This window comes from Myxosarcina sp. GI1, from assembly GCF_000756305.1.
Taxonomy (GTDB): domain Bacteria; phylum Cyanobacteriota; class Cyanobacteriia; order Cyanobacteriales; family Xenococcaceae; genus Myxosarcina.
Genome location: NZ_JRFE01000010.1, coordinates 125,379 through 141,498 on the forward strand (window position 1 = coordinate 125,379; position 16,120 = coordinate 141,498).

The 16,120-nt window shown below is 41.0% G+C and carries 12 protein-coding genes and 2 tRNA genes; 9 read left to right on the top strand and 5 right to left on the bottom strand.

The features are described 5' to 3' along the window. Window positions 1–2: 2 nt before the first annotated feature. Together KV40_RS05535 and KV40_RS05540 are read left to right on the top strand one after the other, a co-directional pair. Window positions 3–1,868, top strand: a complete 1,866-nt coding sequence (locus KV40_RS05535) for an EAL domain-containing response regulator (RefSeq protein WP_036478659.1) — start codon at window positions 3–5, stop codon at window positions 1,866–1,868. A 708-nt stretch (window positions 1,869–2,576) separates the two neighbouring features. Beyond that, window positions 2,577–3,392 carry a pentapeptide repeat-containing protein gene (locus tag KV40_RS05540; RefSeq protein WP_036478662.1) on the top strand — a complete coding sequence of 272 codons (816 nt, stop codon included), beginning with the start codon at window positions 2,577–2,579 and terminating at the stop codon, window positions 3,390–3,392. A gap of 142 nt (window positions 3,393–3,534) precedes the next feature. Here KV40_RS05540 and KV40_RS05545 read toward each other — a convergent pair. After that, window positions 3,535–3,608: transfer RNA gene (locus KV40_RS05545), tRNA-Asp, on the bottom strand. Between the two features lie 270 nt (window positions 3,609–3,878). After that, complete coding sequence (locus KV40_RS05550; protein ID WP_036478665.1) at window positions 3,879–4,112, bottom strand: hypothetical protein; 234 nt, start codon at window positions 4,110–4,112, stop codon at window positions 3,879–3,881. A gap of 455 nt (window positions 4,113–4,567) precedes the next feature. Here KV40_RS05550 and asnS point away from each other — a divergent pair, with 455 nt between their 5' ends. The 5 genes from asnS (at window position 4,568) to KV40_RS05575 (ending at window position 10,402) form a co-directional block, all read left to right on the top strand. Next, complete coding sequence (gene asnS / locus KV40_RS05555) at window positions 4,568–5,959, top strand: asparagine--tRNA ligase (protein WP_036478667.1); 1,392 nt, start codon at window positions 4,568–4,570, stop codon at window positions 5,957–5,959. Between the two features lie 87 nt (window positions 5,960–6,046). Beyond that, entirely contained in the window at window positions 6,047–7,564 is a 1,518-nt protein-coding gene (locus KV40_RS05560; RefSeq protein WP_036478670.1) for an AAA family ATPase, read from the top strand. 3 nt (window positions 7,565–7,567) lie between these two features. Then, window positions 7,568–8,065 carry an SH3 domain-containing protein gene (locus KV40_RS05565; protein ID WP_036478673.1) on the top strand — a complete coding sequence of 166 codons (498 nt, stop codon included), beginning with the start codon at window positions 7,568–7,570 and terminating at the stop codon, window positions 8,063–8,065. Window positions 8,066–8,214: 149 nt separating this feature from the next. After that, a complete protein-coding gene (locus KV40_RS05570) occupies window positions 8,215–8,781 on the top strand; it encodes a hypothetical protein (RefSeq protein ID WP_036478675.1) in 567 nt (188 codons plus the stop codon). Window positions 8,782–8,881: 100 nt separating this feature from the next. Further along, window positions 8,882–10,402 (top strand): ATP-binding protein, encoded by a 1,521-nt coding sequence (locus KV40_RS05575; RefSeq protein ID WP_052055390.1) that lies wholly within the window; start codon window positions 8,882–8,884, stop codon window positions 10,400–10,402. A gap of 232 nt (window positions 10,403–10,634) precedes the next feature. On the opposite strand, the gene KV40_RS05580 is transcribed toward KV40_RS05575, so the two are convergent. Beyond that, a tRNA-Gln gene (locus KV40_RS05580) sits at window positions 10,635–10,706 on the bottom strand. Window positions 10,707–10,775: 69 nt separating this feature from the next. Beyond that, window positions 10,776–11,681, bottom strand: a complete 906-nt coding sequence (gene pyrF, locus KV40_RS05585; RefSeq protein ID WP_081942774.1) for an orotidine-5'-phosphate decarboxylase — start codon at window positions 11,679–11,681, stop codon at window positions 10,776–10,778. Between the two features lie 200 nt (window positions 11,682–11,881). On the opposite strand from pyrF, the gene glmM reads away from it, so the two are divergent. Then, window positions 11,882–13,282, top strand: coding sequence for a phosphoglucosamine mutase (glmM, locus tag KV40_RS05590; protein ID WP_052055391.1), 1,401 nt, complete (start codon window positions 11,882–11,884; stop codon window positions 13,280–13,282). Window positions 13,283–13,332: 50 nt separating this feature from the next. Here glmM and KV40_RS05595 read toward each other — a convergent pair whose 3' ends face one another. Further along, window positions 13,333–14,328 (bottom strand): glycosyltransferase family 2 protein, encoded by a 996-nt coding sequence (locus KV40_RS05595; protein WP_036478682.1) that lies wholly within the window; start codon window positions 14,326–14,328, stop codon window positions 13,333–13,335. Between the two features lie 83 nt (window positions 14,329–14,411). On the opposite strand from KV40_RS05595, the gene dacB reads away from it, so the two are divergent. Beyond that, a complete protein-coding gene (dacB, locus tag KV40_RS05600) occupies window positions 14,412–15,902 on the top strand; it encodes a D-alanyl-D-alanine carboxypeptidase/D-alanyl-D-alanine-endopeptidase (protein ID WP_052055392.1) in 1,491 nt (496 codons plus the stop codon). Window positions 15,903–16,120: the final 218 nt, after the last annotated feature.

Here is a 16,120-nt window from a genome sequence, read left to right on the forward strand (position 1 = left end):
TAATGAACAATATTCTAGTTGTAGACGATATCGCGGATAATTTACGAGTTCTATCTGACACCCTCAACGAACGAGGTTATAAAGTTCGCTGTGCTAAAAACGGTGCTGTAGCTTTGAAAGTGGCACAGAAAATTACTCCCGATTTAATTTTGCTAGATATTAAAATGCCAGATATGGATGGCTATACGGTATGTCAAAAACTCAAAGCCAATGCTGCCACCAAAGATATTCCCGTAATCTTTCTCAGTGCTTTAGATGATGTTTTGGATAAAGTTAGAGCTTTTGAAGTTGGAGGCGTAGACTATGTTACCAAACCTTTTCAAATCGAAGAAGTTTTGGCTAGAGTCAAAAATCAACTCGCTCTCCAGTCAGCCAAAGCAGAAATAACGCAGTTAAATCAGCAACTAGAACAAAAAATAAGCGATCGCACTGCTGAATTACGAGCGGCAAATCAAAAGTTAGAACTTATCAATCGCGAACTACAGCAAGAAATTAAAGAACGCCAAAAAGCCGAACAAAAGCTAATGCAAGATGCTCTGTATGATGGATTGACAGGACTACCCAATCGCAGCCTGTTAATGGATCGCATCGAGCGTTCTTTGCAAATTGCCAAACGCAATCCCGATTATCTTTTCGCCTTGCTGTTTATCGATCTCGATCGCTTTAAAATTATTAACGACAGTCAGGGTCATCTAGTAGGAGATCGCTTGCTAGTTGCCATCTCTAAATTATTAACCAAAAATCTACGCGATACCGATACTTTAGCGCGTCTAGGCGGCGATGAGTTTGTCATTTTACTCGATAACATCACACACCTAAAAGATGCTACTATTGTTGGCGATCGCATCAATCAGCAACTGCAATCGACTTTTAACTTACAGGGTCAAACGGTTTTTACCAGTGCCAGTATTGGCATTGCTCTTAGTTCTACGGGTTATGAGAATAGTTCCGATATTTTACGCGATGCCGATATTGCTATGTATCGAGCCAAAGCTAAAGGAAAAGCCTGTTATGAAGTATTCGATCGAGTTATGTACCTGGAAACGCTTAAGGCGATCGATCTAGAGCGCGATCTCCATCTAGCTTTGGAACGAAATGAATTTACCATGTTCTATCAACCAATCGTGTCTCTAACAGATGGAGCATTAGCGGGTTTTGAAGCTTTAATTCGTTGGCGACATCCAGAAAAAGGTTTAATTCATCCTGTAGATTTTGTCTCCGTTGCCGAAGATACGGGTCTGATAGTAGCGATTGGCGATTGGGTCATGACAGAAGCCTGTCGGCAACTCCGTATTTGGCAGCAAAATTTTGCCCATCTTCCTCGAATCGATTCATTAAAAATAAACGTCAATGTAGCCAGTCAACAAATACAAGAACCTAACTTCGTCAAAAAGTTAGAGCGAATTTTAGCCGAAACGGGTTTAGATGGTAGGTGTTTGAGATTGGAAATTATTGAAAGAGCATTAGTAGATTCGGGCAAAAAAACCTACAAGATTTTGACAGAAATTAAACGCCGTCAAGTTAAGCTTAGTATCGATGATTTTGGTACTGGTTATTCATCTCTAAGTTATTTACAGCGTTTGCCAATAGACAATCTAAAAATCGATCGCTCTTTTGTCAGCAAACTCAATAGCGATCGCGAAAGCTTCGAGATTATTAAAACTATTATCACCTTGGCGCATACTCTTGGTATGGATACGATCGCTGAAGGAGTAGAAACTATCCAACAATTCAACCGACTGAGAAATTTAGATTGTAAATACGCACAGGGATACTTATTTGCCAAACCTACAAGTGCTAAAAAGCTCAAATCCATGTTTGAGCTAGAATCGTTCCCGCATTTTCTTCAACTGAAGCAGCTTAAATAATTGCTGCTGTTTTAGTTTCTGTTTTGCCCTACTTAATTTAGCGTATTAGTAACTTTTCGTAATAATTTTTGACCAAACAAACCAACTATTTTTTTACAAACGTATGTCAATTCCGCTATTGTTTGTATATAAAATAACATTTTTTAGTCATGAATTTTATTATCTCAATTTTAGTTCTACTAGTATCCACGAGCTTATTTTGCTGGCTGTTTACGCTGCATTTGGGTTTGGGACCAATTGCTCATTTGGTGTTTTTTTTCGGCGGTATCTCTTTGATTGGTTTATCGGGTATAGCTACTCTAAAGATGTTTAGCAGACTGAGATAAGTAAATAGGAAAGATTTTACAGCCGTTTTTAGTTGTATGGACTACGTTTAAAATTAGCTTATTCGTAGCGCGCTTCCGCGAAGCGGTGTAGCCATAAGCTTTAAGCTCTTTTGAGTCAGATCTATATGGGGTTTACTTATGTGAAAACGCAGTAAGTTCGAGCTATAAACTAACAGACACACTTTTTCGATTGAGAGATTGGTATTGCTAAACGCCGTGCAAAATTGTAAATTAGCAAAATCACTATCTAAGAATGAAACCAAACGAACATTCAGCGATAAAAATAAATAATAAACGATCGATAAGGTAAGTATAAGAGATTACGACCGATCGCCGAAGATTGAACAGTGAAAAGCTTGCTTCCAAACCAATGATAAATGAAATGACAACTTCTGCTTCTGCATCTACTGTAATTCTGACCAAACTGAAGTCAGGAGATAGTTTAGTAGCAGCCGATTTCAGCCAACAAGATTTATATGCGATCGCGTTAAAAGGAGCGAATTTGATCGAGGTTAATTTAGCTCGAACTATTTTAACTAATGCAGATCTAAGAGAGATCAATCTTAGTAAAGGAAATTTAGAAAAAGCCGATTTGCGTAATGCAGATTTGAAAGGGGCAAATCTGACAGAAGCTAATTTAAAAGAAGCTTATCTCTATCGTGCCGATCTTCGTAGAGCCAATTTAAGTCAAACCAATCTAGAAAATATAAATCTCAAACTCGCTTTATACGACAGAGAAACTGTTTTCCCTGAAGGATTTGACTACAAAAATTCGGGAGCTATCGGACCTGGTGCAATGCTCAATGGAGCTTATCTCAACACTGCTAACCTGCGAGGTGTGGATCTGTCGGGAGCTAAAATGATTGCGGCATATCTCAGCGGTGCAGACTTGACCGAAGCAATTCTAGATGATGTTGCTTTGGGTAGTGCTAACTTACAAAAAGCTTTTTTGACTGGCGCGAGTCTGCGTAGTGCTTTCTTAGGTGGTGCAGAATTAAAAGGTGCAGATCTTCGCGCTGCCGATCTTACTAATGCCAATCTAGACAATTTGCAAAATATTGCTGGAGCCGATTTTGGCATGGTGCAGGGATTGAGCGAAGGCGATCGCGCCGCCTTATTAAACTATCCTGGTAATGAGTTGAACACTTGGAATCCTTTCACTCGCCGTAATACCAAAGAAAGTTTGTTAGATTCATAAGACGGGTAAACAGCGAACAGTGGACAATAAGAATGTGTTCGTATAGAACCAGCACTTTTACTAGAAAAATAATAGAAAGCTCTCATTCTCAGATGTCTAAAATTTTTGTTTGTAAATGCTAGTTTATACAGTAGTGCTAAAACGGGACTGACGGGACTCGAACCCGCGACCTCCTGCGTGACAGGCAGGCATTCTAACCAGCTGAACTACAATCCCAATTTGTTCGTACTAAGTAAGAATAACACAAAACGTTGTTTTTCGGTAGAAAAAATAGCAAATAAAGTCTCAAATTGCTTGAGTGTTTTGCAATCTTTTTTGGCTGCAAACGGGTTTGTCTCTGTAAATTGGTGCGCTTTCTTCTTTTTTCAGCTACTCCTATGTAGATAACAAATAATATCTATTTCTTATTTCAAATTTGGCGATCGCTACATACTAGCATCGCCAAATTTAGGCAAAAATTCTACTATAGTTACATAAAAATAATATTCATTCTAATTCGTTTTCTTCGTGTTCCATACACTCTTCTATTTCTAGCTGAGATAAAAGATTTATACATTTAATACGACTGGCGATCGCCTCAAAGAATAAATCGATTATTTCAATAATTTCCTCATCGCAATCTATATCACGTCTGGGGTTGAGATAATTGCAAAGTAGCTTGGTTGCCTGTTCTTTAGTACTTTCATACCGCATAAATTCTTGTTGATATTCTTGGTTCATTTACCCCTGTTTGATATAAAACTAACTGTGTGTGTAGACTAGACAAGCAAACCATTGTTCCCTGGCAAAACTTAAAAATATTTGAATATTAGCAAATTTGGGCGTAATTTCGCTTTTATGGCGGTTTTGACTAATTAAGTCGAGCTTTAGTGAGGTTGATTTTTTTTACAATTGCTTTAGTTCGCGCTTTACTTTGGTCACGAGTTAATCGATTTTGAAGCACATTTAACCGAGGAACCACTATAAAATAATTTAAATACGGTAGTTTTCGATCGAACGAGAGCTGTGTAGTTCTTTATAGACACTAAGCACTATAAATATAGATCGATCGCTTGAGAACTTTTTCTATGTTTTAATTTGGTTCTCGCTCTCTTTGAAAACCCTTATAAACAAATATTTAGGTATCAGATCGGACTAACCTTCAATTTTAAATTGCTCTTAACTAACAGTAAGATATGGCAACCAGACGCATTGCAGAAATACTCAAACACGGACAACCAGATGAAACCGCAACTATTAAAGGTTGGGTAAGAACCAAGCGAGAACTAAAAAACTTTGCCTTTAGCGAAATTAACGATGGTTCGTCTCTAGCAGGTTTGCAGGTAGTTCTCGATGCCGACTTGCCAAACTATGACACTATTCTCAAACAGTTAGCTACTGGTGCTGCGGTTGAAGTTACGGGAACGCTGGTAGAGTCGCCAGGAAAAGGACAAAAAATCGAGCTTAAAGCTAATTCCGTCACCGTCTATGGCGAAGCCGATCCTGAAACCTATCCTTTACAAAAAAAACGTCACTCGTTTGAGTTTTTACGTACTATTAGCCATTTGCGATCGCGTACCAATACTTTAGGTGCGGTGTTTCGTGTTAGAAATGCCTGTGCTAACGCCATCCATCAGTTTTTTCAAGAACGGCATTTTTTATGGATACATAGCCCAATTATTACCGCCAGTGACTGTGAGGGGGCGGGAGAACTATTTACCGTCACCAATTTAAATTTAAAAGACGTACCCAAGACCGAGTCGGGAGAAGTAGACTACACCCAGGACTTTTTTGGCAAGCCTGCCTATCTTACTGTTAGCGGACAGTTACAGGCTGAAGTAATGGCGTTAGCGTTTCAAAATGTCTATACTTTTGGTCCTACGTTTCGCGCCGAAAATTCTAACACCTCCAGACATTTAGCAGAGTTTTGGATGGTAGAACCAGAAATGGCTTTTTGTGACTTAGAAGGCGACCAAAACCTGGCAGAGGAGTTTCTCAAATATATTTTTAAATATGTCTTAGATAACTGTCCCGAAGATATGGAGTTTTTTAACAAGTGGGTCGATAAAACTCTACTGGCTAAAGCCGAAAATATTATTAACAGCGAGTTCGAGCGCGTTACCTACACCGAAGCTGTTGCTTTATTAGAAAAAGCTAAGAAAAAGTTTGAATTTCCCGTTTCCTGGGGTATCGATCTCCAGTCAGAACACGAACGCTATTTAGCAGAAGAACTGTTTCACAAACCCGCAATTATTACCAACTATCCCAAAGAAATCAAAGCTTTTTATATGCGTTTGGACGATGATGAGAAAACTGTTGCTGCAATGGACGTTATCGCCCCTGGTATTGGCGAAATCATCGGCGGTTCCCAACGGGAAGAAAGACTGGATATTTTAGAAAAACGCATCGCGGAAGCTAATATTATTGCCGACGATCTCTGGTGGTATTTAGACTTGCGCCGCTACGGTAGCGTACCTCATGCTGGTTTTGGTTTGGGGTTTGAAAGACTAGTTCAGTTTATGACGGGCATGACCAATATTCGCGATGTTATTCCTTTTCCTAGAACTCCTCTCAATGCTGATTTTTAACAAAGAGGCACTAAGCACTAGTCACTAGGATTTAGACAAACTAGCTGCAAATCGCTATTCCCTGTTCCCCGTTCCCCAACTTTAACCATGAATTTTTACAAAGAGTTTGGTTTACTACTAAGAGCCTGTTATCCGCTAATTTATATTCCTACTACGGAAGAAGAAAGATTAGAAAAAGCGATCGCCACAGTGGCACAAAAATTAGGCAACCGCAATGTTTATGTTTGGGATTTCGTAAGCGGTTATCAGGATAATCCTAACTTTAAGGGTTTTGGCAAACGCAACCCCCTACAGGCATTAGAATTTATCACCGATAAAGTTCCAGAAAGGGCAGGCGGTATTTTTATTCTCAGAGATTTTCACCGCTTTCTAGAAGATATTTCGGTTTCTCGTCAGTTGAGAAACTTAGCGCGTAACCTAAAATCCCAACCCAAAAATATTGTTATCGTCGCGCCACAGATTGAAATCCCTGCCGAACTAACTGAAGTTTTAACCGTGGTCGATTTTCCTTTGCCTACAGCACCAGAAATTAGAACCGAAATTCAAAGATTGATTGGGGCGACAGAGCAAAATCTCTCGGAACAACTCTTGGATGAACTGGTGCGATCGGCTCGGGGACTATCTTTAGAAAGAATTAGAAGAGTTTTAACTATGGCGATCGCCACTCATGGTAGACTCGAACCCGAAGATGCCGAACTAATTTTAGAAGAAAAACGTCAGTCAATTCGCCAAACACAAATTCTCGATTTTTATCCCGCTACCGAACAAATTTCCGACATTGGCGGTTTGGACAATCTCAAAGATTGGTTGCTCAGACGGGGTGGGGCATTTGGCGAACGTGCCAGAGCCTATGGGTTGCCCCATCCCAGAGGTTTATTACTGGTAGGAATCCAGGGTACGGGTAAATCTCTAACGGCTAAAGCGATCGCTCACCACTGGCATTTACCCTTACTGCGCTTGGATGTTGGGCGCTTGTTTGGTGGCTTGGTTGGCGAGTCGGAATCGCGTACCAGACAAACTGTAGAACTAGCAGAGGCACTCTCTCCCTGTATTTTATGGATTGATGAAATCGATAAAGGATTTGCGGGTATCGATGGGAAGGGCGATTCTGGTACTACCAGCCGCGTTTTTGGTACGTTTATTAACTGGTTGGCAGAAAAACAATCTCCCGTGTTTGTAGTTGCCACAGCCAACAATATTCGTGCTTTACCTCCCGAAATGCTGCGTAAAGGCAGATTTGACGAAGTATTTTTTGTCGGCTTACCAAGTCGCGAAGAAAGAGAGGCAATCTTTAAAGTTCATTTAGCCAGGTTGCGTCCCCACAATTTGGGAAGTTACGATATTCAGCGACTGGCATATGAAACTCCAGAATTTTCTGGTGCCGAAATCGAACAAACTATTATTGAAGCGATGCACATCGGCTTTAGTCAAAACCGTGACTTTGTTACCGATGATATTCTTGAGGCAGCCAGTCAGATTATCCCGCTTGCCAAAACCGCTCAAGAGCAGATTCAGTTTTTGCAACAGTGGGTAGAGGCAGGAAAAGCGCGTCTGGCTTCAAAAAATACTAGCTTGAGCGATCGCATTCAAAGTCACTTAAATTAAACCATGACTAAAAATATCTGGACTAGCCGTTTATCGGTTGCCGCTCAATTAATTCTCGGCTTTTTTTTGGGAGTCGCTCTAATTACTGGAGCGATCGGAGGTGTTGGTTACTTATACTTTAAAAGTATGTCAGTACGTCCCAAAAAACCCATTTTTTACGAAGAAACTGCTGAAGGACAAAAAGAAATACAGCAACAAAATGCCGCTGCTGCTAAAAGCAACTCTAAAGAGGAAGCGGTAGCATCAGAACCAGAGCCAGAACCAGAGCCAGAGCCAGAATTACCACCAAATGCCTATAAAGCTAAAGTAACTTGGTCGGAAGGTTTGAGCTTGCGAGCCGAACCCAGTCTCGATGCTGAAAGGATTGGTGGTATTGGCTATGATGCTGAAATTATAGTTTTAGAAGTATCGGCAGATAGTAATTGGCAAAGAGTGCTTCTTCCCTGGAATGAACAAGAAGGGTGGGTTAAAAATGGCAATACCGAACGGGTTGCCAACTAGTAATTTTTTCTATGCGATCGCTAATTTTCATCTATTATTTAAATTTCATTTCCGAGAATTTACATAAAATAAACCTGAAACTTTAACTTAGGCTACATCATAAAAGAACCAAGTAAAAATCATAGTTTATTCTTTATTACCAAAACGCTATGACTCAAGATCGTTCTTTTATTGTTCGACCCAAACTTATTGGACGGGTTTTGCTAGAAGCCGATTTAGTTTCCCCTCCTCAACTCGATGTGGCATTACACGATCGCCTTGCCTATCCCGATTTTCGTTTGGGAGAAATTTTGGCTATGCGAGGTTGGCTCAAGTCCGAAACTGCTGACTTTTTTGCTGAAGACTGGTTGGAATTAACGAGAAAACAAATTAGAAAGCCTCTCGGTTACTATTTACAAAAGTCGGCACTCTTAGAAACCAAACACATAGAAACCATATTAAAAGAACACAAACATACGGGAGTTCGCTTTGGTACCGTTGCCGTTCTTCAAGGATTACTTAAATCTAAAACACTCGATTTCTTTTTAACCTATTTATTTCCTCAAGAAGTCAATGCCTCACCTTTGTTAAGCAAACACCAGCCCAACTACAACATAGAGCAGCAATCTACTAGAGAAAATTCAAATCTCAAAGGCTTTGAGAATATTTATGAGAACCAAGAAAATATTTCTCTAACAGAATCTTTTGAAGAAACGGAAATAATCTGGATTGATTGACATTTTAGCTGCGATCGCTCTACGTTTGCTAAACTATCATTTAGTAGGAGATTAAAATCAGGGATATCGTAAATAGCATAAGCTTCATTCTCTATTAATAATGTCTGAGCTACGAATACTGATAATTGATGATAATCCCGACGACCGCTTATTAGTTCTACGAGAACTGAAGCGCATTTTTCCTGAGCTTAAATATTGGGAAATTAATGAAAATGCTAGCCTGGCTCTAGCACTACAGGCAAATGACTTCAATTTTGTCGTCACCGATTATCAACTTTGCTGGACGACGGGAATAGATATTTTACACACTATCAAACAGCAACAACCAGAGTGTCCTGTAATTATGTTTACTGGAACTGGTAGCGAAGAAGTTGCGGTTCGAGCTATGAAAGCTGGACTTGATGATTACATAATCAAGACTTCTTTACACTATGCTAAGTTAGCGGCCGCAGTCGGCTCTATTTGGAATAAAATAAACCAGCAACAAGCTCTATCAGAACTAAAGCAGCGATACGATCGCCTTTTCGAGCGCGCACCAGTAGGACTATATCGCCTCAATCCTCAAGGAGAAATTTTAGAAGCTAATTCAACCTTAGTCAAAATGTTTGGCTATAAAAGTCGAGAAGAATTATTAAACTGCAATTTATCTAAGTTTTATTTAAATTACCAACAAGAACGAGATTGGCAAAAACAGTTAGAAGAAGATGTCGCAATTGAAAATTTTGAAGTCCAGGCTCGCTGTCAAAATGGCAAAACTATTTTATTGAGACATAATGCTATCGCTGTCAAAAATTTGACTGGTGAAATCATTTATTATGAAGGCGCGGTTGAAGACATAACCATTTACCACCAAGCAGAGCGCGAGCGGGCAGAATTATTACAGCGCGAACGCCAAGCTAGAGAAGAAGCCGAAATTGCTAACTCCCTAAAAAACAAACTTTTTGCTACTCTTTCTCGCGAGTTGCGAACTCCCTTAAATGCTGTATTGGGTTGGGTACAGCTATTAAGTAGTGGTCAGCTTGCTGGCGAGCAAACGCAAAAGGCAATAAAAATCATCGAACGTAATGCTAAAACTCAACATCAACTAATCGAGCGTTCGCTAGACGTGGCTAGAGTCATTCGCGGCGATTTAAAATTAATCTGGTTGCCAGTGCCACTCTCAGCAACAATATCTATGGCGATCGATAGCGTTAGACTGCTAGCTGAGGCAAAACAAATCGAATTACAGCCAGACTTAAAGCAAGATTCAGCAGAAATTGATGGCGATCCGCAACGCCTACAGCAAGTGTTCTGGAATTTGTTGACTAATGCAATTAAATTTAGCCCTCCTGGAAGCAAAGTTAGTATAACTCTCAAAAAACTTAGCGATCGCGTTCGGGTTAGCGTATCTGATTCTGGTAAGGGAATTTCACCTGACGATCTACCTTACATTTTCGTTCGCTTTGGTAAAACTCAGTTCGAGTTTACAGAAACAGAATCGGAGTCAAGTTTGGGTTTTGGACTAGTAGTCGCACGTTACTTAGTAGAACTTCATGGCGGCATAATTGTAGCTCGCAGCGAAGGAATGGACAGAGGAGCGACTTTTATTGTTGAATTGCCACTTAGAGGATATGAGATCTAATAAATAAATAAATGGGCATTGTATAGTTGCGGGCTAATAAGGCGAAAAGAAGACGGGGAGACTGAAAAGATTTTACTCTACAGGGCGCAGAACTGTGCCGCATCGCTTCTGCGGCGCGACTTGGCTTCTTTGAAGCCTGCTTCGATTAAGCGATGCCAGGCAGAAGCTTGCTACCGTCCCCTAGTCAGCCTAAACCATTCTATGATAATGCAATGCCAATAGACTATGTTAACTGGGGTGCTAGGATTCGAACCTAGGAATGGCGAGACCAAAACCCGCTGCCTTACCGCTTGGCGACACCCCAATATCTGCCTTAAATATATTAACAATAATATAGGGAAAATTGTCAACTATAAAGTCCAAAAAAATCATTTTACAGACTGTCACGGATTTGAGCGATCGCACGTTGGGCTGCATCTCTAATAGAAGCTAGATTGGATTCTCGTTCGCCATATAAATGAGGATACATAATAGCTCTAGAACTGTTAATAACCGCTCCCAAACCATCGGAGTTAAAACAAGCCTGAATTCCAGCTTTACTTCCACCTTGAGCACCTATACCAGGAACGAGAAAAAAGCTATTGGGCAGTTGCGATCGCAAGCGACAGGCGGCATCGGGATGAGTCGCGCCTACGACAGCCCCAATACTGCTATAGCCGTTACTTCCCAGACTTTTTTCTGCTTCATCTCGTACTAAATCGCCAACAATTTCATATAAATAGCGATCGCCAATCGTACAATCTTGAACTACCGCTCCGCCAGGATTAGATGTTTTTACACAGACAAAAATTCCTTTCCCCCAGTTATTCGCTTCGGAGATAAATGGCTCCAGGCAATCGGTTCCCAAATAAGGCACGATAGTCAAAGCGTCTGCTTCTAAGGGTGGTGACGGCTGACTGGGAAGATAGCTTTTAGCGTAAGCTTCGGCTGTAGAAGCAATATCACCACGTTTGGCATCCAATATTATTAGTAATCCTCGCTCGCGTGCTGCCACGATAGTTTTTTCTAATGCCCGAAATCCTTCAGCCCCAAAAAGCTCGTAATAAGCACACTGAGGTTTGACCGCAGGTACGAGATCGGCAACTGCCTCTAAAACCATTAAATTGTACTGATAAATTGCTTCGGCGCATTGAGCAGCGGTGCTGTAGCGATCGATTTGCTGTTGGGTAAGAAACCAAGGAGGCATTTTGCTTAGAGATGGATCTAAACCTACGATAAAAGGAGTATTTTTGGCTTTAATTTGCTCGATCAGGCGGTCTACAAACATTTTTTTTGACATAACTAGATTGGACTTGCAGACAGGTAAACAATATTTAATGCTAGACGAATTTCCGATCTATTCGTTATCCTTGGTCTATTCCTGCTGATAAACTATGGTACGTAGTTCGATTTTTAAATTTTTTTCGCTTAGGCGATATAAGGTATTGTTCGATTAAACTGATTTTTTTAAATGAGGAGTCTGTAGGTGTGAGTGATTCAATGCAGTTATTTGTCAGAGCGGACGTAGATACTAATTTATTACCCAAAACACCTTTATTTGGTACTGATGGTATTCGGGGCAAAGCAGGGAAACTGCTCACTGCTCCTTTTGCTTTACATTTGGGTTACTGTGCGGGCAAAGTTTTACGAGAAACCACTGCCGATGATGCGCCCGTAATTATCGGGCAAGATTCTCGTAACTCCAGCGATACTCTAGCTATGGCGATCTCGGCGGGTTTGACTGCGGCAGGTTTGGATGTCTGGCACTTGGGTTTATGCCCCACTCCTGGCGTTGCTACTCTAACCAAAGATAGTGGGGCAGCAGGGGGAATTATGATTTCTGCCAGTCACAATCCTCCAGAAGATAACGGCATTAAATTTTTTAGCAGCAAAGGCACCAAACTTGACGATCTACTAACTCAAAAAATCGAACAGCAACTGAGAGCAACAGAGCCAGAAAATAGCGATCGCAGTTGGGGCAAACACTACTATCGCCCAAAATTATTGGAAAACTACAGTCAAATCCTCAGACAATCTCTGCCTGCTGCCCTCGATCTGACGGGAATGCGAGTGGTTTTAGATTTGGCTTGGGGTGCGGCGGTAAATATCGCACCAGCTATGTTTAAACAGCTAGGAGCAGAAGTTATTAGCCTGCATCAATTACCCGATGGCGACTGTATCAACGTTGGCTGTGGCTCGACTCATCTCGATTTGCTTCAGCAGGCAGTAACAGCATATCAGGCAGATTTGGGATTTGCCTTTGATGGAGATGCCGATCGCGTTATTGCGGTAGATGGTTGCGGTAGGGTCGTAGACGGCGATTATATTCTCTATCTTTGGGGCAATTGTCTCAAACAGCAGCAGCAGCTACCAGATAATTTAATTATTGCTACGGTAATGGCAAACTTAGGTTTTGAAAGAGCCTGGCTGGGTTCTGGTGGTAAACTACAAAGAACTTCTGTTGGCGATCGCCACGTACAAGCGGCTATGTGGCGTACGGGAGCTATGTTGGGAGGAGAACAATCGGGACATATTCTCTGTCACCATCATGGCGTTACGGGAGACGGCATTCAAACCGCGCTGCATCTATCTGCATTGGTGCGCCAGTCTAAAGTTTCTCTAACAGAATTAGTTGACGGTAGTTTTCAAACCTATCCCCAAATTCTGCAAAATGTTAGAGTCGAAGATAGCGATCGCCGCAGTTGCTGGCAAGAATGCGAACCTTTGCAACAGGCAATATCTCAAGCCGAAACTGCTATGGGAAAACAGGGCAGAGTTTTAGTTCGCGCCTCTGGAACCGAACCCGTAATTCGAGTTATGGTCGAAGCAATTAATTTAGAGTTAACCAATTACTGGACGAATAACTTAGTTAGCGTAGTTCGACAACATTTAGCAGCGTAGTTTAAAAGACATTTAGCATTTAGCATTGTTCATTGCTCACTGTTCATTGTTCAATGTTTAATAACATCTCTAATTCTATAAATAGGTCTTTTTTGCGATTCGTGATAGGTTCGCATTAATAATTCCGTTACCAAACCAAAAGAAAATAACTGTATCCCCGTAATTACTAATAAAACTGCCAGAATTAACAGGGGGCGATCGCCTATGTTTTGCTGAAAGACCAATTTAACGATTGTTAAATACAAGCCCATTGCCACACCAGCCACTAAAGAAATCAAACCCCATAAGCCAAATACGTGCATCGGGCGAGTCAAGAACTTCTTCATAAAGAAGACCGTTAGCAAATCCATCACTACTCGGATGGTTCTACCCAGACCATACTTACTCCGTCCAAAGCGACGCGGATGGTGTCTGACGGGGATTTCAGTGATTCTCGCTCCTTCAATATAGGCTAGTGCGGGTAAAAAGCGATGTAGTTCGCCATATAGGTTCATGTCTGCAAGCAATTCGCCACGATAGGCTTTGAGAGAACAGCCGTAATCGTGAATTTTAACTCCCGTTACTTTACCGATCAGCCAGTTGGCAATTTTAGAAGGCAGCAGTCTAGTTAGAGCTTTATCATGTCTTTGCTGTCGCCAACCGCTTACTAAGTCGTATCCTTCGGCTAATTTGGCTAATAATAAGGGAATATCTGCGGGGTCGTTTTGTAAATCGCCATCGAGAGTAACAATGGTTTTGCCTGCGGCGCACTCAAAACCAGCCGCCATCGCTGGAGTTTGACCATAGTTGCGTCGCAAAATTACTGCTTTAAGATCTCTACGCTGTCGGGCAAGATCGCTTAAAATCTGAGTCGAACCATCTCGCGAACCGTCATCGACACAGACAATTTCGTAATTGAGTTGAGTGGCGGCAGCAGCTTTGGCGATCGCTTCAATTAAGGTCGAGATGCTTTCTGCTTCATTGTATATCGGTACGACTATTGATAAATCTAGCTGCGTGGGAACGATGGCTTCTATACCAAGAGCATTTTTAATAGAGGACGACATCTTAATCGATCGAGGATTGGGTCATTTGGCTATTTCGCAGTTTATACTAAAAAAATTGAATTGAGATTAGAAAATAATAAATATTGCGCTGGTTTACTTTAGGAGCGATCTACTTATTACTGAGCTTAATTAGCGTACCAGTAGCCGCACTTACAGATACACAAGTTTTACTTGCTGCCGATCGCGGTCGCGTTTGTCCCCAAAACTTGAGCGCAGCTATAAATAAAATCATCGCTCGACCAAAAATAGCGCGATCGCACTGGGGAATTATCGTACAAACTCTAGATTCTCAACATACTCTTTATAGTCGCCACGCCAACAAATTTTTTATTCCTGCTTCTACTACCAAGCTGTTTACTACTGCCGCAGCCTTAATCGAATTGGGTGTTAATTATCGAATTCACACTCCCATTTTTGGTTTGGGCAACCCGCCAAATTTGACTTACTTACGGCTAGAAGGCAGAGGAGATCCCACCATATCATCTATATCTTTAAAAAAGATAGTACACCTGTTGCGAGCTAGAGGGATCGAACGTATAGAAAACTTAATTTTAGAAGACAGTTATTTCACACTTGAGGCGATTAATCCTACCTGGGAATGGTCGGATGTATATAGTTATTACGGTACAGCCGTTAATAGTGCGATTTTGAATGAAAATAGCGTTACTCTAACCCTATTACCCCAACATGTGGGGCAAAAAGTAAAACTGAGATGGAGCGATGCGATCGCCGCTAGACAATGGCAAGTAGAAAATAATGCCGTAACCGCACCTAAAGATACACCATATAACATAAACATTGCAGGAGTTTTAGGCAAGCCAGTACTCAACGTTCGCGGAGAGTTAGCCATAGACGAACCACCAGATGTTTGGGATTTAGCCATAGCCGATCCGCCGCAATATTTTTTAGAAACATGGCGACACTTACTGACTGTTGAAGGTATTGATGTCGCTAAAACTACAGTTAGTAATAGTCGAGCTAAAAATATTTTGGAGAGAGAAATAACGGCAATTGTTTCGCCGCCTCTAACCGAAATAATTACGACGATAAACCGAGAAAGTAATAATCTTTATGCCGAAAGTCTTTGGAGAATTTTAGAGCGTCGTCACCACAATCTAAAGACAAACCCTATAGAATTTGGTCTAAATAAATTGGGGATCGAGCCTCACAACTATCAACTAATAGATGGTTCTGGTTTGTCTCGCCACAATTTGATTACGCCGCAAGCTGTAGTTGATGTTTTGTTCGTCATGTCGCGATCGCATTTATTTACTTCCTATAAAAATTCTTTAGCTGTAGCAGGAACTAATGGCACTTTAAAACGGCGTTTTCAACATACCCCAATCCAAAATAAGCTCTGGGGTAAAACGGGTACTCTATCGGGAGTTGCCGCACTGTCTGGTTATTTATATCTTTCTCGATACCAACCTTTAGTATTTACTATTATTGTTAACAATTCCGAGCGAGCGAGTAAAGAACTACGACAGGCGATCGATGAGATAGTTTTGTTACTAGGTCAACTGCAAAAATGCCAAACAACATCTGAAGGTTATTATTTAAAAGCCTCCAGTTGAAAGTTTATGCTCGCGATCGGTAATAATATTTAAACTTTCAAACAGTAGTTGTACTGAGAAAGGTGTAAGAGCATAAGAACAGACTAAGTATAATCCGCTTCGACACAATTGCTATATTAAGAGTAAATTAGAATCGGCTTTAGTTAGAGTTGTTTGGTTGACGTAAAAACGGTGAAAATATACTGTAGTTTTTGCAGTCTATAGATCGCCAAAGAAAA

Coding starts and splice junctions, on each gene's coding strand:
- KV40_RS05535 (WP_036478659.1), top strand. CDS start 3: ATGAACAATATTCTAGTTGTAGACGATATCGCGGATAATTTACGAGTT.
- KV40_RS05540 (WP_036478662.1), top strand. CDS start 2,577: ATGACAACTTCTGCTTCTGCATCTACTGTAATTCTGACCAAACTGAAG.
- KV40_RS05550 (WP_036478665.1), bottom strand. CDS start 4,112: ATGAACCAAGAATATCAACAAGAATTTATGCGGTATGAAAGTACTAAA.
- asnS (WP_036478667.1), top strand. CDS start 4,568: ATGGCAACCAGACGCATTGCAGAAATACTCAAACACGGACAACCAGAT.
- KV40_RS05560 (WP_036478670.1), top strand. CDS start 6,047: ATGAATTTTTACAAAGAGTTTGGTTTACTACTAAGAGCCTGTTATCCG.
- KV40_RS05565 (WP_036478673.1), top strand. CDS start 7,568: ATGACTAAAAATATCTGGACTAGCCGTTTATCGGTTGCCGCTCAATTA.
- KV40_RS05570 (WP_036478675.1), top strand. CDS start 8,215: ATGACTCAAGATCGTTCTTTTATTGTTCGACCCAAACTTATTGGACGG.
- KV40_RS05575 (WP_052055390.1), top strand. CDS start 8,882: ATGTCTGAGCTACGAATACTGATAATTGATGATAATCCCGACGACCGC.
- pyrF (WP_081942774.1), bottom strand. CDS start 11,681: ATGTCAAAAAAAATGTTTGTAGACCGCCTGATCGAGCAAATTAAAGCC.
- glmM (WP_052055391.1), top strand. CDS start 11,882: ATGCAGTTATTTGTCAGAGCGGACGTAGATACTAATTTATTACCCAAA.
- KV40_RS05595 (WP_036478682.1), bottom strand. CDS start 14,328: ATGTCGTCCTCTATTAAAAATGCTCTTGGTATAGAAGCCATCGTTCCC.